Raw genomic sequence first — 17,298 nt, 5'->3', positions numbered from 1 at the left:
ATTTGGAGCAAAAAAAATCTGACTTAGCAATTTTCCTAAGTCAGACGTTGTTGATCTATTTATTTTTGATTTTTGGATCGATGTAATCTCGTAGACCATCACCCACAAAGTTAGCGCCGATCGACATAGAGAAGATCGCCACACCCGGGAAGGTGGAGATCCACCAATAGTTCATATTATTGACACCGTCAGAGACCATTGAGCCCCATTCAGGCGTTGGTGGTTGTGTCCCTAACCCCAAGAAGCTTAGTCCTGAGAATGTTACGATCGCGTTCCCGATATCCAGTGTCGCCATAACCAAGAGTGACCCCAACGCATTCGGTACGATTTCCTTCACCAAGATGCGCAAATGACTTGCTCCTAACACTTTGGAGGCGACGATATATTCATTTTCCTTCAAAGTAATCACGAGACTTCGCATTAGTCGCGCATAGTTGGGCCACCAAATAATCGTCATCGCCAACACTGAATTGAAGATACTTGGCCCCAACGCCGCGGCAATGACCATCGCCAAAATCAATGGTGGAAAGGCGGCGATCAGCTCTGCGAAACGCATCATGACATCATCGATGATACCACCGACATATCCGGCAATCCCACCATAGATGGTGCCAATGACAATTGTGATACAAACAGTTACTAGTCCCGCAGTAATCGAAACCCGGCTCCCCATCAACACACGAGAAAATACATCTCGTCCCAATTCATCTGTTCCTAGTAAATGCCCAGACGATCCTGGAGATAAGAAGCGTCCCGCCATATCTTGAGCTAATGGGTTTTTCGGAACGATTATTGGTGCAAGGATCGCCACAATCACCCACAACACACAAATGACCAATCCTAATTTAAATAAGAAGTTCTTCTGTCTTAACAATCGTTTCATCAGCTGTACCTCACTCTCGGATCAATGACTCCATAAAGGATGTCGATCAAGAGATTCAGCAGGACGTTGACCATAGCGATCAATAGTGAAACGCCGCAGATTGCTGGAAAATCCAGTGTCGTTGCTGAAAGATACGCATATTGCCCGATTCCCGGCCACGAAAAGATCTTTTCTACAAAGACCATCCCGCCTAACAGGTTACTAAAGCCCATTCCCATAACAGTAATGACAGGAATCAAGGCATTTCCCAACGCATGACGTAACACGATCTGACGCTGAGACAAGCCCTTCGCCTTTGCTGTTCGAATATAGTCCAATGAAGAAACCTCCAGCAAGTTTGAGCGGGTCTGCCGTGAGATGAGTCCCATGGTAAAGAATCCCAGTACAATCGCCGGCAGAATCAAATGGGAGAGGGCATCGTTAAGTAATGCCCAATTGCCACTTATTAGTGCATCTAAGACATAAAGCCCTGTCCCGCCTGTTGGCGCCGATATTCGAGAGCTGACTCGTCCACCGCCTGGAAACAGCTGCCACTTAGAGTAAAACAGCAGCAACATGACTAATGCAAACCAGAAGTTCGGGATCGAGACCCCGCTGATTGAGATAGTACGAACTAGATAATCAAACGGCTTGTTGCGATAAACCGCAGAGATGATCCCAAACGTGATCCCGAATAACACCGCGATCAGCATCGCCATGATGGATAGTTCCAAAGTCGCAGGGAAAAACTGTTTTAAATCACTGATAACAGGATTACCGGTGCGAATCGAAGTCCCAAGATCTCCCCGCAACAAGTTGCTCAGATAGATAAAGTATTGCTCCATTAACGGTTTGTCCAATCCCCAGCGTGCTTTGTACGCCGCCACCGCCACAGGATCGCTCATCGCGTTTGGACTCATATTGGATGCAATTGGATCACTGGGAACGAGGTGTGAGATCATGAATACTAAAAACGTCACCCCAATGATCAAAAAGCAAACAAATACTAAGCGCCGTAATAAAAACCTAGCCATATTCCTCATATACTTTTGCCCCTTGCTCTTTGGTTAGTTGATACTGACATCTTGGAAATTGATTTTTTGTACTTCGTAGTAGTTGACACCCTTCAAGCTGTCTCGGTAAGCCAATACTTTTGGATGCTGAACTAAGAAAGCATAAGGCATGTCATCTGCCAATAATTTTTGTAATTCTTCAGATGCTGCCGAACGTTTTTCTTCATCTGATTCTGTTTGAATCGTTTTTTTCAATTCTTCCATCTTCGCATTCGAAGTATCCATCCATTTCGCCCGTTCGCCAACTGTATCACCTGGTAAGAAGGCTAATTGGTTGTTGATATCCATGTAATCTGGATGCCAATGCATCATTAAGAAAGCTTCTTTTCCTTCACGATAAGAATCGATAACCACACCGATCTCAGATGTTTCGATCTTCGCATTGATCCCGATTTTTTCCAGGTCATCTTTGATTTTTTGACCTAAAGTCGTCCATGACATTCCTTCTGTATCGAAGGTTGCGACAGTGAACTTAATGTCAAAGCCATCTTTGTAACCAGCTTCTTCCATTAATTTCTTCGCTTCGTCTAAGTCTTGATAATCCTTTTCCTTCTCTAATGCGCCCACAAAGCCTTTCGGTACGATATTTAGTGGAAGAACGGCTTGATCGCCTGAAATTTCGAGTAATTCTTTATAATTGATGGCCTTACGAACCGCTTCCTGGACTTTTGGATTCGCCATTGGTCCGCCGATTTCCTCATCTTGGTTCATCAATAAGAAGGTTGTTGTCGAACCAACATAATTCTTAATTTTCACGCCTTCTTGATCCTTCAGTTGAGAAACGTTATCTACACCGATTCCCAAGGCTATATCAATATCCCCTTGTTTCAACATTTGAATCTGCGTATTCACATCTGGAATTTCCTTACAGATGACTTTATCGTTCTTCACTTCACCCCAGTAGTCATCATTCTTGACCAAACTAAGTTCTTCATTTTGTTTCCATTTGTCTAAGACATAGGCTCCTGATCCCGCTGAGTTTGAATTCAACCATTTTTCAGCCGTATCCTTAGAAGAGGCATCCTCTGCATCGGTACCACCATGTTCTTTCACTACTTCTGAATCCAAAATTGCAAAGGAATTGTTCGCAAGCTTCACTAAGAAGGCTGCATCTGGCTCCTTCAATGTAAACTTCACGGTATAGTCATCCGGTGTTTCGATACTTTCAACATTTTCCGTATGATGAGTCGTATTACTTTTTAGATTTTTTGTCCGCATGACACTGAACTTCACGTCTTTTGACGTCAACTCATTCCCGCTTGAGAATTTCACTCCTTCTTTGATTTTGAACGTGTGAACCTTTTGAGATTCATCTAATTCATGTGATTCTGCTAATGAAGGCTCTGGTGTAGAGGATTCATAAGTTCGATATAAATAATCATACATCGCGTAATACACCATATTGCCGTATACCTCATAGCCATGATGAGGATCCAAAGTCTTCAAATCAGATGCCATCCCGACTACCAATGTCTTGTCGCCATCCCCGCTGCCGCCACCATCGTTTGACCCGTCAGTGCTGCCGCCACCGCCACCACAACCGGCAAGTGTTAACATCACTAAACAAATGACGCTCCACAACATCTTTCTTTTTTTCATACCCTAGTACTCCTCCTTATTTTTGCTAAATGTATTTAATTTTTCAGAAGAAAAATTAAGTCTGATTTTTATGCCGCAGTCTCCCCCGCGAATCTTGTTGAAACGCGGAATGTTAACCCTCTTTACTGTGTAAATGACAGGCGACAAAATGCTGGTCCTTCACTTCCTGCAGCTCCGGAACTACCGTCTTGCACTTTTCCATTGCAAATGGACAGCGTGTATGGAATTTGCAGCCCTTAGGCGGATTTGCCGGACTCGGCACATCGCCAGTCAAGACGATCCGTTCCGTCTTTTCCTTGTCGATCGTTGGTGCTGCTGAAATTAAAGCTTTAGTATATGGATGCAGGGTGTCTTTATATAGAGCATCACGATCTGCTAATTCCACGACATTCCCTAAATACATCACCGCGATTCGATCACATAGGTGATAAACCACCCCTAAATCATGAGAAATGAAGAAATAAGTGAGGTTCATCTGCTTCTGCAGCTCCACCAACAGATTGATCACCTGTGCCTGGATCGATACGTCTAAGGCTGAAACAGGTTCGTCGCAAATGATGATATCAGGTTTTAGAGCTAGCGCTCGAGCAATTCCGATCCGCTGCTTCTGACCACCGGACATCTCATGAGGATAGCGCTGCTTATAATCTGGTGCTAACCCGACCATTGTCAGCAAGCGATCAATTTCCGCTTCGATCTCTGCTTTGGTCATGTCTTTTTTATGGTGTATTTGAAAAGGCTCCGCCAAGATATCTTTGATCTTATTTCGCGGATTCAAACAGGCTGACGGGTCCTGAAAAACGAGCTGAACCTTTGACCCAAAGGCCACTTTTTCTTTTCGGTTCTTAAAGGCGCTGACATCTTGCCCATCGATAATGATCGTTCCGTCCGTTATAGCACCAAGGTTTAGCATAGTCTTTCCCAAGGTACTCTTGCCGCAGCCGCTCTCGCCTACAATTCCAAAAGTCTCGCCTTTGTTGACGGTTAAGGACACATCATCAACTGCCTTCAGCGTGCCCTTTTTCCCTTTACTGTCGCGAATCTCAAAATATTGTTTGACATTTTCCATCCTAATAATCGGTTCTTGCGTCATCATTTACGTCGTCACCTCGGTCTCTTCTTCCATCGAATACTTAAAGCAGCGAACCTTTCGACCATTCTCATCCGTTGTTAATGCTGGTCGTTTTTCTTTACAAATAGCCATCGCGTAAGGACAGCGAGGATGGAAGCTGCAGCCTTTCGGCATGTTGTCCAGCTGTGGGACCATTCCCTCGATGCTGCTTAATTTTCCTTTTTCATCCTGGATATTCGGTATCGCTGCAATCAAACCCTCCGTATAAGGATGCTTAGGTTTGTCTAATATTTCACGAATTAATCCTTGCTCAACAACCTTCCCCGTGTACATAACGATCACGCGGTCGCAGACTTCGGACACCACGCCTAAATCATGTGTAATGAGGATGATCCCCATCTTGAGGCGATCTCTCAATTCCTTTAGAACTTCTAGAATCTGTGCCTGAATCGTCACGTCCAATGCGGTCGTCGGTTCATCCGCGATCAATAGCTGCGGATCACAAGCTAAAGCCATTGCAATCATGACCCGTTGACGCATCCCACCAGACATTTGATGTGGATATTCGTTAAAGCGCTGCTCTGGTGCAGGTATTCCCACGAGCTTCAGCAGTTCGATCGCCTTTTCTTTCGCCTCCGCTTTTGAGATGTCCGTATGAATCAACATAGATTCAATGATTTGATTGCCGCATTTATGAAGCGGATTCAAAGAAGTCATCGGTTCTTGGAAGATCATCGCTAAATGATTGCCGCGATACTCCTGCTTCTCCTTTTCCTTCATGGCGATCAGATCCGTTCCTTTGAACAGCGCTCTTCCGCTAACTGAACTGGTGGATTCCTCTAATAATCCCATGATACTTAATGACGTCACACTTTTCCCGCTGCCGCTTTCTCCAACGATCCCTAATGTTTCATTTTCATTTAATAGAAGCTCTAAATTATTTACGGCAGTTACCTCTCCGTTATAGGTGCGAAATTTGACTGTAAGGTCCTCGACCCGCAGCAGTTCTTTCTCCATAAAATAATTAACTCCCTGCCTTCTAATTTTTAAATTAAGGTTAAAAAATAACTGATCGTTCTAATTTAACAAATATTCGAACGCTGTTCTTTTATTCAGAATTTTCGAAAAATATTTTATTTTTTGATTATACCAGTTGCGAAAAGATTGTCAACACAAAGTTTTAAGCGTTTTCTTTAGAAATCTAACAACCACAACCTTCATTAAATAAAACCCAAAAATCTTACGTTTATTATTAAATTATACTGAGCATTTCTCATTTTAAAAAGTTGTATTATATTATCCCTTGTTTTTCGACCTAAATATCCGTTACGAAATAACATACAAAAAGCCCTCGACAATTTTCTTTTAAAAACTGCCAAGGGCTTCTGCTTTACGATTCAATTTAGTCGTTTACATTAATTTTTCGAAGCGGTTTTCAATCACGCCAATATGCAGCTGGTTAAAATCTCTAAAGGCTCTACAAGGCGTATCTTCTTTATCGCAGTCTTCAGCGATATAGATTGGTTTGAAGCCTAACGCTTCGGCTTCTTGCAATTGTTCCAGAGAATTCGAGATGAAATTGACCTTTTGATGACTCAATTCAACCTTCAGAAAGTCCACTAACCCCTGAGGAACCGTTCCGGCAACTTCACCATTGATAGAAAAGTCCAAATAATCCGCTAAATGATGCTCCAGCAAGACATTGTTCATCGTCGCTTGATCATAGAAGACCATTCCGATTTGCTGCTTCCGACTTTTTAAATAGTCCAGCAGCGGTTGAACATTTGCTTGATTTTCTTCTCGTAAAAAAATACTCTCACTTGAAAATACAAAAGTTTCGATCATTTCGTTTCCTCCTACTCCATTTATTTTGTGCGTTTATTCACGAACGTAGCTAAAAAAATATCTGTTACTCTATATTGTCTTTTAACTTACATCATTTTTAAAGCGCTGTCAATGAATTGTCGGTTGGAGTTTTTCACTTTACACATCAAAAAAGAGCATAGCTTTTTGCCATGCCCTTCTATATAGAAACTATAAAAGTTCTTTTACGATATCTAGTAAAGTGCGTACATCCTCAGGTCTCGTATCCCCTGTTGCGGAATCAATGATCGAGCTGTACACATGAGGGATCACCTTTTCAACCCCGGCATCAAGAGCGATTTTGACGATCTCTTGGAAATTCTCCAAATCGATGCCACCCGTTGGCTCTAAGTAAAAATCATTTTCGGCGCAGGCTTTTGCCACTGCTTGATATTCTTCCTTGCAGGATAAGCCCTTCATCGGGAAGTATTTTACAGAGCTGCCGCCCATATCCTTCAACAAGGCGATCGCTGTTTCGATTGGAACGATTGCTTCAGTGGTTTGCGAGCTCAACGGTCCGGTTGCGATATTGACATAGCCAACCTTGCCGCAGGGTGACACTAAGCCGTTAATCACTGTATCTTGTTGTCCAAGCAATGCACGAGAAGTCCCAACACCTGTGAAGACTTGGTTTACATGCTGGGGCTGAAGCTCACCAGATATACGCGAAACCATTTGACTCTGATTCGGATCGCCAGCACCAAGGCCTACAGACAACGCATTTTCTGTCGCTGCCTGATAGTTTTTCATATCTTCGATAGCCGCTTCGTCACTCTCATAATTTTTTGATAGCACACCTAGAACAACATGGCCTTCTGCTGCTGTATAGCAATCACGCGCATTTTCAACTGAGTTCGCTAAAACATTCAGACATACTCGCTCTTTATAATAGTTTGGGGTTAATGACATTTATTCAGACTCCTTCTCCATGATTTCTCTTAATCGTCGAACGATTTTATCCATCTCTGCTTCATTTACCGCACGAATATCGAACTCGATAATGCCGTTGTTCGCTTGATATTCTCTCGTATAGATGGCAGGATCTTCTGCTTTTAACGCTTCGATTACTTCGAAAGCGGATTTATTTTGCACTTTTACACTGGCGCGATAGATCGCTCTTCCAGCACCGTCCTGGACACTTTTAGCCTCTAAGCTCTCGATTTGATCAAGCTGATCAATGAATGGTGCAAGACGCTGCTTCATCGACTCACCCGTCTCACTCCCATTGGCTAAACGATCCTCTAACGCTTGGGTCAACCCCATGACATTTTCTTTACCAATCTTCATCGCACGTCCAATTCCTTTGCCCTGAAGGCGAAGCCATTCGATGTATTGCTTCTTACCAATGACTAGACCGCTGCTAGGACCTTCGATGGCTTTCGCGCCTGAATAAATGATTAAATCAGCGCCCGCTTTGCTGTACTGATAAAGATCTTCTTCCGCTGCCGCATCAACGATCAGGGGCAGCTGATATTTTTTTGCGACAGCCGCAGCTTCTGCTACTGTCAGCATGCTTTTTTGTACCGTATGGTGACTTTTGATGTAGAGCAGTGCCGCAGTTTGATCGGTAATCATCATTTCCATTTGCTCTGGCGAGCAGCCATTAGCATAGCCTGCCTCCACCACTTGTCCGCCACCTTGACTAACCATTACTTCAACTGGCGTTCCGTAATCAACATTGTGTCCCTTCGGCAAAACAATTTCTCGCTTCTGAATACGGTCAGTATAAGGATGATAGGCATGATACATACTGCCTTGTCCAATGACCGCAGCGACAGACTGTGCAATGCCGGCGGATGCAGAGGAAACAATTTGTGCATCCTCTACTTCTAGCAGCTTCGCAATATAGGCCCCGGTCTGAATGAACAGCTCACTCATCTCAAAAAAATGCTCGCCGCCGAAACGTTGTGCCGCTTGCACATTTTCTGACACCTTTGATACCCCGAGAATCGTCATTTTCCCAGAAGCGTTGATGACTTCCATCAAGCCAAATTTGTCGTAACTAATTGTCATAAATGGTGCCTCCAATAATCGTTTTCACTGGTTTGATCAGCTCAGTGGCTGTTCGGGTGAACCCGTTTGAATCCGTTAAAATTTTCTCGCCCTCTGCCAAATCAAAAATCGTCAGATCCGCGTCATAACCAGCCTTCAATTGTCCTTTTCTCTCTAAATGGAAGTATTTAGCCGGAACCGCAGTTACCTTGTCCAGAATCTCTTCCCAAGAGTATCCAACAACGCGCAGCTTTTCCATCGTTGTCGCCAAATCATAAACAGGCCCATTCTCGCGGTTGCGATGATAGATATCTGTACTGATGGACGTTGCCTTGATCCCTTCCTTTAACGCGATTTCAGCGACATGGAAATTGAAGCTGTCCGTCCCATGACCAATATCAAAAACAATGCCTTTTTCATAAGCAGCCTTCGCGAAATCCTTGATCTGATCGGTTTCTTTGTCCAAGATGCCATTGGGCTTGCCATTAAAGCAATGCGTCAGCACATCTCCCGCATCTAATAGCTCCAATACTTCCCGCAGCTCTGGCGGTGCCGAGCCGATATGAATCATTAATGGAAGGTTTTGATTCTCACGCTGGATATCTTTTGCTAATTCCAATGGTGTGATGCCATTTTCACCAACGACTGTTTTACTCATCCGTGCTTTGATTCCCACGATAAACTTCGGCAGCTCGGCTAACCGATCACGAACAAGAGTCGCTTGAACCTTCGATAAATCCGCCAGTTCATCCTGTTCAACGATTCCCCATTTTGAAATATTGACCAAGGCGTAAACATTGGTCTTCACTTTTTTCGTCAGCTCATAAAAATCGCCGATATTTTCCGCACCGGTTGTCCCCGCATCAATCACGGTAGTCACACCTTTAGTGACCCCAATTTCATCTGGATAATCATAATACAGGGTCATTTTTTCATAGCAGTGCACATGGTCATCGACCCAACCTGCCGATAAGTAATGCTTTCCTTCTAAATCCAGCACTTCCTTTGAAGGGGACTCGATCTCAGCTTCTACTGCTAAGATAGCGCCATCCTTTATCGCCACTTCCACCTTTTCACCGTTCACTCGTTTTCCATTTTTGATTAATAAATCAAACATCCTATGGCCTTCTTTCTACTGAAGTGCTACTGGGAAGATCGTCCCAAGTACCATTGCTCCAAGGATTGCTCCACCAGCAATCGGTTTTTTCCAGGCATAGAAGCCTAACGCTCCCAATGTTGCACCAATCCCGATTGGAATAGAAGCGCCACATGCGCTCAAGATAATCAATGGGCCTAAGAAGCGGCCAGAAGAGTTTCCGGCACCCATCATTACATCTGCGCCAAACGTTGAATTCGCTTGATTGATTGTAAATTTACGAATCAAGATGATCACACCGCCGACAAGTAAGCCTAGAACAGCTCCTGTAATCAGCGACAAAGCAAAGTTATCAATGGGTGCGCGAATGCCCATGCTTAAGAAAATCGCCGGAATACCGATACCGATCCCCGTTAGAATCGATCCACCCAAATCAAGAATCCCCACAAGCGAGCCCTCTAAGATACGAGCAAACAAGAAGCTAGCCCCAAACGCCGCAGCCGCTCCATAAGAACCACCATCTAAGCCTGCCTTCAACATCGCTACGATCGAAACTTCATTAAACGCACCCACCCCATGAGTCACGTACATATGTGTTCCCGCAAAAACCGCCGCAGCCATAATTCCTACCGTAATAGGAAATGCCCAGTCAGCATACCAGAAGCTCTTCGCCTTCTTTTCTTCAGAAAGCGCAACTTGTTCCTTTTCCAATTCTTCTGTGTTATCCATTAAATTCCCTCCTAATTAAGAAATCATTTTTCAAAAAACTTGAAAATGATCTTTTGTCGTTTCGCATATGATGCCGCTAACCATGCCGAAACATAGAGTAAAACTCGCAATCTGGCATCTTATTTTTACCGATGACTAAATTAGCTTAATCCAAGCAGCTTGTGGATATTTTCTAACCAGTTCGGCGCCTGCAGCTTGAAGCTTTCCAATACTTGAAGATCGAAGCCACGGAAGAAGCCGCTTAGAACAAACAGTAAGATAATTGCACCCATCATCATCTTGGTTACTTTTGACCAGCCGATCTCATCGACCCCTTTACCAATCAAGATCCCAAGTACCACACCAGGTACCGCATTTCCCATGATTAATTGCGCGATGCCGCCAAATAATGTTCCCCAGAAGCCAGTACGTTTGCCGGCATCCAATGCTGCTAACCAGAAAATAACTGGCATGACGATGTTAATCAATGTTGTTGCTGCGGGAACCAATACGGCTACTGCTGTTACCTGCAATGCTTCTGGAATTGCGGCAGCGGTTGAATTCAAGAATGCCACAACAATCGCGCCCACAACAGCGCCCACAAAGCCCATTTTTCTAGGATCATGCATTGTTTCAGAAACATTTTTATTTTTCGCTAATAAGACCGATGCTGCCCAGTTCGGAATGATCCGATGTGTCACATCCTGGGTAAACGCTCCAGCGCCAACCGTTGAAGCCCAAGCATTGAAGAAAAATCCTAATCCAAATGAAAAGTGCGAAGCCGGGTCACCCATACAGGCATTCATCTCACCCAGCGTACGAAAGGCACCCAACCCTTGCGTACTTGGGGCATGAAACATTCGTGCCGCCCCCATCGAGGCAGAAAATCCGAGCAATCCGCCAATGATGATCGATTTAACTAATATAATTGTAAACTCCACTATTTATTTCCTCCTTCTTGTTCGTAGACTAACCGTTTCTCCTTATATCTTTTTGGAAATAACGGGAATTTGAATACCGTCAGGATCATCCGTCACTTCCTGTGTAAAGGCGACGTCATTCACTTGAAGCGTCGTCACGTTGACCGTTACTTCCAACTCCACATGATAGCTGGTTCTTTTTCGTGGAAAGAAGAAGAAGAGGAATCGTTCTTTGTACGTTTTTTCTGTTGCCTTGATCACTTCCACCTCTACTGGCTCAATGCGTAAAATCACTTCCGACTCCTGCATCATTTTTTTCTGAATGTTTCCCAGCGCACTAGCAAACGCATGCTGCTTGGAATCGCCTTTGCCTTCGACAGTCACAATGACTTGTTGACAATCTTGGATACTCATTTGCTCATCTCCCTAATTGTGTTTCTTTTCAAATGCTTCTACTAGACGTTTGCCTAATTCTTCCTGATCCATGAAGCCAAAGCCTAACACTGTTTTTCCGTCATTAATCGCTGTTATCCCTTCTTCGATTGAGCGCATGCCGTGACGTTCTGGATAGCCGTATTTTGTCGCCGCCGTTAACGCACCTGCTCCGCCGCTGCCGCAAAATGAAATCCCCATATCTGCTTTTTCCTGCTGCATCACATCACCTAAGCGCATATCCGCGCCCATACCTGGTACGACTACTGCTCTTCCGCCTGCTGCTTCTACGCCTTTTGCGACATTTTGTCCTTTACCCATACGGTCTGCAATTACTACTGTGATCATTTATTTTTCCCCCTAAATTAATTTTGTTTGGCTGTTTCAAAATGGATCGATAAGACATACATCTCGTCTTGTGATAAGTTGCTGATTTTTTGGACGACACCATCAGCTAGCCGCAACGCTTCTTGCGAGACTTCGCTGAACATTTCTGGATCAACCTCTGGAATCGCCTCTTGTTCTTTCGAACGCTTCAGCATTTCGTTTAAATGATTGATTAGGATCGTCCATTGCAGTTCTGTCGGTTCGATTTTCGCCTCCGCAAGTTCTCCGCTGAGCCAATCGATTAATTCTTCTAGTTCTCTTTGATGTTCGCTGGTTGAAATGATTTGTAACGCTTCGCCAGTCACGGTCATTCTCTTCCTCCTTTTGACTATCCTTTGATGTAAGCAAATAATGCGTTGATCTCGGATTGATTGATTGCTAAATTATGCTCTGTAAACAATTGCTCTATTTCTTGGTTATATGAAGAAGCTGTTTCATCTGCTCCATCCGATTTGTTCCCTTCCATCATGTATTGCTGATCAAAGATGATTCGATGAACCATCAAAAAGACATGTAATAGGAAAGCTTCGCGATATTCTTGATTCAGCTGCTCTTGGAATAGACACAGCAGCTTTTCGTAAATGGTATAAGCCTGTAAGATCAGCTCCTTGCTAAAATCCTCTAGCGATGTTCGATTGCCCACCGGCTCTAATCTTATTTTCTTCGAGCCTTTTTGCGGCGACTGACTCAAGGTCTTTTTGACTGCCTGCTGGATCTTTTCTAAATCCTGTTTAGTCGGCAGCGGGTGAACCTTGATAAATTCACAATCCATTCCCTCGATGGGAAAGATACTGATGACTAATTCCGGTTCCTTCTGTTTGATGATCTCCTGAGCATTCAGCACCGAAGCAAAAGCCGCGATCTCGATATTAGAAAGCTCCTCTGAGATTTTCTGCTTGATCAAGCTCGTGACGCCTAATCCTGTAGAACAAACATAGACCGCACGAACACTTCGCGAATCCGCCGCTTTCTCATAGGAAACGAGAAAGTGCAAAGCGATGTAGGCGATAAAGGAATCATTAATCAGTACGCTTTTTCCTTGAATCTCTCGCCGTACCACTGTTTCGATCGCGTCAAACAGCTCTGGATATTTCGCTTTGATATCATCCTTGAAGGGATTGTACTCATTCACGAATTTTTGTTTGCGGGATAAGCGCATCGATAAATGAGCATAAAGATTGGTCAACAGCTGCGGATCATTCGAAAAGGAGTAGTTGATCTTTTTGCTTACCTTTTGGATCAAATTCTCCGTCAAGGTCATCACATCCTGCTGCAGATCATTTTCGAAGGTATCACTATAAATGTAGCGATACTCGTCTTCAAACAACGGCAGCTGATAATGGGAAAAAACCTGCTGCATCAATAAGTAAGAGAGTTCCTGCTGTTCTTTCGGATCATTCAGCAACTGGTAGCGGCCAATAGTGTATTCATTTTGCAAACGAACAGTCGCGATCGCGACTCGGATCAGCATGTTCAATAGCTCCGCGTAGTTCAGCTCAGCGGTGTCGATTTGCTTCAACAACTGCCGCATATCGGCCAACACTTGATTGAAGACCTCCTGAAAAGCCGTCCCTTTGGCTGAGTAAAGCTCATACCCCTCCTGCTTCTCACTTTGCAAAAGCAGCTCCATGATTTTGTAAATGTCGTAATCCGTCAGCTCTTTTTGCAAGACCTCTTCGATCAGCAGACGAACCTGATGCTCCGGGCCTGAGATCAAAAAGCCTTTTCGCGGCAGCCGTTCAAGCGTGATTCCCTGCTCGTTCAGCTGTTGCTCCAGAGCCTCTAAGTCATTAAGGATGGTGTCCTTGCTGACCATTAAGCGCTCCGCCAATTCAAAGGAAGTAATCGCCTGATTCGTGAGCATTAAATGAATACTCAACCGATCCAAACGCAATGTCTGATCCGCAAATAGTTCCAGCCGATCAACCTCCATCAGTTCGCTTTTCAATTTGATTCGTTCAGAATCGCTCAGCTCCAGCCACACACCTTGACTTCGTTTGCTCGTCAGATCATGCTTTCGCTCCTGCAGCCACAGACGAATATCATCCAGATCGTATTTGATCGTGCGCACGCTTACATTTTGCTGATTCGCTAACTCCTTGGTCGTCACTGGTTCTGTGTTTTCAAGAAATTGCAGCAAGACTTGAATTTGTCTTTTCGTTATCTGTTGCATCATGCTCTCTCCTTACATGCTTTACTATAGTGATTTGTGCTTCTTGTAACAATATGAAATGATTGCACTTACTCTAGTGCAAAAACTCCTTATTTCATAGGAGATACAGTATATTCCCCCTTGTTTTTACAGAAAAAAAGCAAAGTAACCATCAGTACTCGACATTTACTTTGCACTAATCACTTTACTAAGGTAGCATCTTCTTCCCCTCTTGTATGCCCAAAACCAAAATTTTTTGTCTGATAAAAAAATTTGGTGAAAGCCGCCGCATTTGAAGACATGAAAAAAGCCATGCCAGCTTTGGCACGACTTGCTTCAATTCGGCACTACTCTTCACGAATGAAAGAGCTGTTTTTTGCATCTTTTCCTTTTTCTTGGAAATTCTCAATGTCTACAATTACATCATTGGTCAATCAAGCAGTGTAACTCATACACCAAACCTTTTCTTTGCTTCAGAAAGAGAGATCATTCCGCTACCTTCAGCTTTTTTTAGTTTCACAACGATTTCTAAACTGGCTTTCAAGCGATCATACTCCTCAATAGTCACTACCACATATTTTTCATGACCATTTTTAGTCAGAAAAACAGGCTCATCTGTCGTTACTTGCTCTAATAGCTTATTATAATTACGCAAATCAGAAACTGGTTTTATGTTTCGCATAGTGATCACCCACCTCATTATCAGTGTATCCTATCTTACAACAAATTACAGCAGTCTAATCATGATCATTTCGAAGAATTCTCACTATTTCATTAACTTCCGTAATAAGTATAATAAGCCAAACCAAAGCACCAGACTCACTAAGATAGTAATGATCCAGCCTGAAGCGTTATGCTCCAACGGCAGCGGCATGTTCATGCCGAAAAAGCCGGAAACGATCGTAGGAATCGTCAATAGGACGGATAAGACCGTCAGCACACGCATCGTATCATTCAAGTTATTATTCAGCACATTGTTATAGGTACCAGATAATTGCTGTAAAATTTGAGAGGATAGCTTTGTCATTTCCACTAATTGCTGTGCTTCGATCAGCACATCATCCAAACTTTCCTTTTCCTGATCACTCAACCGCCGATAGATGCCATGACTTTTGATTTGCTGTACTAAGAGCACATTTTGCCGAGATGCCGTTACGAAATACACGATCCCAGTCTCTAAATCGGACAACAGCAGCAAATTCTGCTTCGTCGTCTTCTCCTTTAACAAGTTGCTGATTCGTTTACGATCACGATCCATCCCCTCGACAAAAGGAAAATACTGATCAGAAATAATGAAGAGACTGCCGAATAGCAGCTCAAACAACGTACTGTTCGGATTCTTCTCTAAATAATTCTTTATCTCAAAGAATAAGTATTTACTTTCCTGACTGGTTACAGTGATTAACGTTTGCTTGACCACGATAAAAGTCATGGGGACTGTCTCATAGTGATTATCAATTTTGCGTCGATTCGGCGCATTAAAAATCAGCAGCAGCACATCCATTTCTTTGTCATAATCCAGATGCGCCCGTTCATTCCGGTCCAAGGAATAATCCACGAACTCACTATCGATCCCATAATCCCGATAAAGATTCTTCAACTCTTCTTCATTTTCCGCATCAATGTTGATCCAGCTGTTCATCTTATTATTGAAAACTTCTTTTGTATACATAAACTTATCTCCTAGCTGTCATTAAGTCCGTAAGCATTCTATCACAGAACAGAGCGATTATAAGAATAAATACTAGACATATTTAACGAAACGAAAATCTTATATTCTATCTAACTTAGAAAATCACAAATTGAAAAAGTTTCTTCATATTTTTTTATTCTTTTATCTTATCTATAATATCTATCCATACTGTAGTCAATACAGGTGATTAAACATAAGACGAACTAACTACAAACACATTTATGAACAAGATATAAAATTATTTTTCTATTCTATAGAAAGAAAAATATTTCCAACCATAGAAAACCAAAAGAGTCTGTTTCTAATTGAAGAATGCTCTACTAAAAAACATTTAGAAATATTACTAACCATATCATCGTGAGAAAAAACAATTGCTTCTTACTCAATTTCTGAAAAAGTATTTAAACAAGCAGATTATTAAAGTAAATCAAAAATAAGAGCCGAAAGATTTCTCTTTCGACTCCTATTTATGACTCTCTACATGCATAAAGCCCCAGTTTGTCGGCATATAATACCCGTCTACGGTCATATCCTTCAAATCACTGGAAACTAGCTGTCCTGTGATGTAGTAGATGCGTTTTGCTTTGCGTTCGGCATCGCCCAGTTTCGCCAAAAGACCGTTCAAGTCATATTCCGGCATCAAATAATAATGAAAATTAAAGCCCTTCAGGCGTTCATGAGTGATCGCCCCTTCAAAGGTCAATAATTTTTGTAATTCGTCATCATTGAATGCCAAGTCTGTTGGTGTCAAGGTCAAGCCTTTGTATTCAAATGAGTCTGTCATCGCGCCACCCCTTCGACTCATTTTACCATATCCAAAAATGGTGTCACTACTCTTTCAGCCATTCCCGCGCGTTCTGAACCTCGTCCATCGAGACCTGATGACCATAAGGCGTATCGACTACCGTGACTGCCGCACCTCGATCGCGAAAGGCCGCGACTAGTTCCGCAAAGGAGGCCTCACTGACGATCGGATCCTTCGCACCGCCATAGGAAACCCAAATTTTTTTATTTTCTAAACGAAATGATTGGGTATGCAGCTCCAAGGACATTGGATGGAAAAAGATTCCTCTGGACAGGCTTGTTTCTCGCTCCAGCAGCAAATGCGCCGCAATGTTCGCCCCATTTGAATACCCAACTAAGGTCCATTCTTCCAGCGGGATTCCTTTTTCCTGACTGATTGCTTTGATTTCATCCAATAGATGATCCGTTTCTTTTTCTAAACTCTCAAAATCAAATTGATTCAAGCCGTTGCGTTTAAAGAAACGATTCATCCCGTCTTCTTTAATCTTTCCTCGTAAGGACAAGACTGTACTATCCCCGTCTAAAAATTTTGCCAACTCCAGCAAAGACGTTTCATCCCCACCTGTTCCATGAAGCAAAATAAATTTTCTTCCATTTGGGTTTCCCTCTTGATATAGGTATTCCATCTTCATGCACCTCACTTAC

General features: G+C 43.1%; 19 protein-coding genes. All 19 read right to left on the bottom strand.

All coding sequences use genetic code 11. From position 1 onward, the window contains the following. Positions 1-55: 55 nt before the first annotated feature. Positions 56-883, bottom strand: coding sequence for an ABC transporter permease (locus RV13_RS05925; protein ID WP_010745540.1), 828 nt, complete (start codon positions 881-883; stop codon positions 56-58). Then, on the bottom strand, positions 883-1,896 hold the full coding sequence (locus tag RV13_RS05920; protein WP_231371761.1) for an ABC transporter permease: 1,014 nt from the start codon (positions 1,894-1,896) through the stop codon (positions 883-885). The genes RV13_RS05925 and RV13_RS05920 overlap by 1 nt, the downstream gene beginning before the upstream one ends. 33 nt (positions 1,897-1,929) lie before the next feature. Continuing rightward, on the bottom strand, positions 1,930-3,534 hold the full coding sequence (locus RV13_RS05915; RefSeq protein WP_010745538.1) for an ABC transporter substrate-binding protein: 1,605 nt from the start codon (positions 3,532-3,534) through the stop codon (positions 1,930-1,932). Between the two features lie 112 nt (positions 3,535-3,646). Continuing rightward, entirely contained in the window at positions 3,647-4,630 is a 984-nt protein-coding gene (locus tag RV13_RS05910; protein ID WP_010745537.1) for an ABC transporter ATP-binding protein, read from the bottom strand. Further along, the gene (locus RV13_RS05905; RefSeq protein ID WP_010745536.1) at positions 4,631-5,623 is read right to left on the bottom strand and encodes an ABC transporter ATP-binding protein; all 993 of its coding nucleotides are present in this window, start codon (positions 5,621-5,623) and stop codon (positions 4,631-4,633) included. Between the two features lie 393 nt (positions 5,624-6,016). After that, complete coding sequence (locus RV13_RS05900; protein WP_010745535.1) at positions 6,017-6,451, bottom strand: hypothetical protein; 435 nt, start codon at positions 6,449-6,451, stop codon at positions 6,017-6,019. Positions 6,452-6,640: 189 nt separating this feature from the next. Continuing rightward, a complete protein-coding gene (gene dagF / locus RV13_RS05895; RefSeq protein ID WP_010745534.1) occupies positions 6,641-7,378 on the bottom strand; it encodes a 2-dehydro-3-deoxy-phosphogluconate aldolase in 738 nt (245 codons plus the stop codon). After that, positions 7,379-8,482 (bottom strand): DgaE family pyridoxal phosphate-dependent ammonia lyase, encoded by a 1,104-nt coding sequence (locus RV13_RS05890; RefSeq protein ID WP_010745533.1) that lies wholly within the window; start codon positions 8,480-8,482, stop codon positions 7,379-7,381. Next, the gene (locus tag RV13_RS05885; protein WP_010745532.1) at positions 8,472-9,578 is read right to left on the bottom strand and encodes an amidohydrolase/deacetylase family metallohydrolase; all 1,107 of its coding nucleotides are present in this window, start codon (positions 9,576-9,578) and stop codon (positions 8,472-8,474) included. Before RV13_RS05885 ends, RV13_RS05890 begins: the two co-directional genes overlap by 11 nt. A gap of 15 nt (positions 9,579-9,593) precedes the next feature. Next, complete coding sequence (locus RV13_RS05880) at positions 9,594-10,286, bottom strand: DUF4310 family protein (protein WP_010745531.1); 693 nt, start codon at positions 10,284-10,286, stop codon at positions 9,594-9,596. A gap of 140 nt (positions 10,287-10,426) precedes the next feature. Beyond that, positions 10,427-11,206, bottom strand: a complete 780-nt coding sequence (locus RV13_RS05875) for a DUF4311 domain-containing protein (RefSeq protein ID WP_028020513.1) — start codon at positions 11,204-11,206, stop codon at positions 10,427-10,429. 42 nt (positions 11,207-11,248) lie between these two features. After that, positions 11,249-11,599 carry a DUF4312 family protein gene (locus tag RV13_RS05870; RefSeq protein ID WP_010745529.1) on the bottom strand — a complete coding sequence of 117 codons (351 nt, stop codon included), beginning with the start codon at positions 11,597-11,599 and terminating at the stop codon, positions 11,249-11,251. A 12-nt stretch (positions 11,600-11,611) separates the two neighbouring features. Further along, positions 11,612-11,965: a glycine-rich SFCGS family protein gene (locus RV13_RS05865; RefSeq protein WP_010745528.1), complete on the bottom strand. Its 354-nt coding sequence runs from the start codon at positions 11,963-11,965 to the stop codon at positions 11,612-11,614. 17 nt (positions 11,966-11,982) lie between these two features. Then, entirely contained in the window at positions 11,983-12,315 is a 333-nt protein-coding gene (locus tag RV13_RS05860; protein WP_010745527.1) for a PRD domain-containing protein, read from the bottom strand. A gap of 17 nt (positions 12,316-12,332) precedes the next feature. Beyond that, positions 12,333-14,177 (bottom strand): BglG family transcription antiterminator, encoded by a 1,845-nt coding sequence (locus RV13_RS05855; protein ID WP_060789090.1) that lies wholly within the window; start codon positions 14,175-14,177, stop codon positions 12,333-12,335. A gap of 427 nt (positions 14,178-14,604) precedes the next feature. After that, positions 14,605-14,838 carry a type II toxin-antitoxin system Phd/YefM family antitoxin gene (locus tag RV13_RS05850; RefSeq protein ID WP_010745525.1) on the bottom strand — a complete coding sequence of 78 codons (234 nt, stop codon included), beginning with the start codon at positions 14,836-14,838 and terminating at the stop codon, positions 14,605-14,607. 84 nt (positions 14,839-14,922) lie between these two features. Next, the gene (locus RV13_RS05845; RefSeq protein WP_010745524.1) at positions 14,923-15,828 is read right to left on the bottom strand and encodes a magnesium transporter CorA family protein; all 906 of its coding nucleotides are present in this window, start codon (positions 15,826-15,828) and stop codon (positions 14,923-14,925) included. Between the two features lie 484 nt (positions 15,829-16,312). After that, positions 16,313-16,633 (bottom strand): hypothetical protein, encoded by a 321-nt coding sequence (locus RV13_RS05840; RefSeq protein WP_240145422.1) that lies wholly within the window; start codon positions 16,631-16,633, stop codon positions 16,313-16,315. Between the two features lie 46 nt (positions 16,634-16,679). Continuing rightward, complete coding sequence (locus RV13_RS05835) at positions 16,680-17,279, bottom strand: alpha/beta hydrolase (protein ID WP_010745522.1); 600 nt, start codon at positions 17,277-17,279, stop codon at positions 16,680-16,682. Positions 17,280-17,298: the final 19 nt, after the last annotated feature.

Origin of the sequence: Enterococcus raffinosus (genome assembly GCF_001886185.1) — a bacterium.
GTDB lineage: Bacteria > Bacillota > Bacilli > Lactobacillales > Enterococcaceae > Enterococcus_A > Enterococcus_A raffinosus.
The sequence above is the reverse complement of the archived record's forward strand: the minus strand, read 5'-3'. Positions and strand labels throughout refer to the sequence as shown.

Bases quoted from the DNA above. Each gene is read 5' to 3' on its own strand.
- RV13_RS05925 (WP_010745540.1), bottom strand. From the start codon at position 883: ATGAAACGATTGTTAAGACAGAAGAACTTCTTATTTAAATTAGGATTG.
- RV13_RS05920 (WP_231371761.1), bottom strand. From the start codon at position 1,896: ATGGCTAGGTTTTTATTACGGCGCTTAGTATTTGTTTGCTTTTTGATC.
- RV13_RS05915 (WP_010745538.1), bottom strand. From the start codon at position 3,534: ATGAAAAAAAGAAAGATGTTGTGGAGCGTCATTTGTTTAGTGATGTTA.
- RV13_RS05910 (WP_010745537.1), bottom strand. From the start codon at position 4,630: ATGATGACGCAAGAACCGATTATTAGGATGGAAAATGTCAAACAATAT.
- RV13_RS05905 (WP_010745536.1), bottom strand. From the start codon at position 5,623: ATGGAGAAAGAACTGCTGCGGGTCGAGGACCTTACAGTCAAATTTCGC.
- RV13_RS05900 (WP_010745535.1), bottom strand. From the start codon at position 6,451: ATGATCGAAACTTTTGTATTTTCAAGTGAGAGTATTTTTTTACGAGAA.
- dagF (WP_010745534.1), bottom strand. From the start codon at position 7,378: ATGTCATTAACCCCAAACTATTATAAAGAGCGAGTATGTCTGAATGTT.
- RV13_RS05890 (WP_010745533.1), bottom strand. From the start codon at position 8,482: ATGACAATTAGTTACGACAAATTTGGCTTGATGGAAGTCATCAACGCT.
- RV13_RS05885 (WP_010745532.1), bottom strand. From the start codon at position 9,578: ATGTTTGATTTATTAATCAAAAATGGAAAACGAGTGAACGGTGAAAAG.
- RV13_RS05880 (WP_010745531.1), bottom strand. From the start codon at position 10,286: ATGGATAACACAGAAGAATTGGAAAAGGAACAAGTTGCGCTTTCTGAA.
- RV13_RS05870 (WP_010745529.1), bottom strand. From the start codon at position 11,599: ATGAGTATCCAAGATTGTCAACAAGTCATTGTGACTGTCGAAGGCAAA.
- RV13_RS05865 (WP_010745528.1), bottom strand. From the start codon at position 11,965: ATGATCACAGTAGTAATTGCAGACCGTATGGGTAAAGGACAAAATGTC.
- RV13_RS05860 (WP_010745527.1), bottom strand. From the start codon at position 12,315: ATGACCGTGACTGGCGAAGCGTTACAAATCATTTCAACCAGCGAACAT.
- RV13_RS05855 (WP_060789090.1), bottom strand. From the start codon at position 14,177: ATGCAACAGATAACGAAAAGACAAATTCAAGTCTTGCTGCAATTTCTT.
- RV13_RS05850 (WP_010745525.1), bottom strand. From the start codon at position 14,838: ATGCGAAACATAAAACCAGTTTCTGATTTGCGTAATTATAATAAGCTA.
- RV13_RS05845 (WP_010745524.1), bottom strand. From the start codon at position 15,828: ATGTATACAAAAGAAGTTTTCAATAATAAGATGAACAGCTGGATCAAC.
- RV13_RS05840 (WP_240145422.1), bottom strand. From the start codon at position 16,633: ATGACAGACTCATTTGAATACAAAGGCTTGACCTTGACACCAACAGAC.
- RV13_RS05835 (WP_010745522.1), bottom strand. From the start codon at position 17,279: ATGGAATACCTATATCAAGAGGGAAACCCAAATGGAAGAAAATTTATT.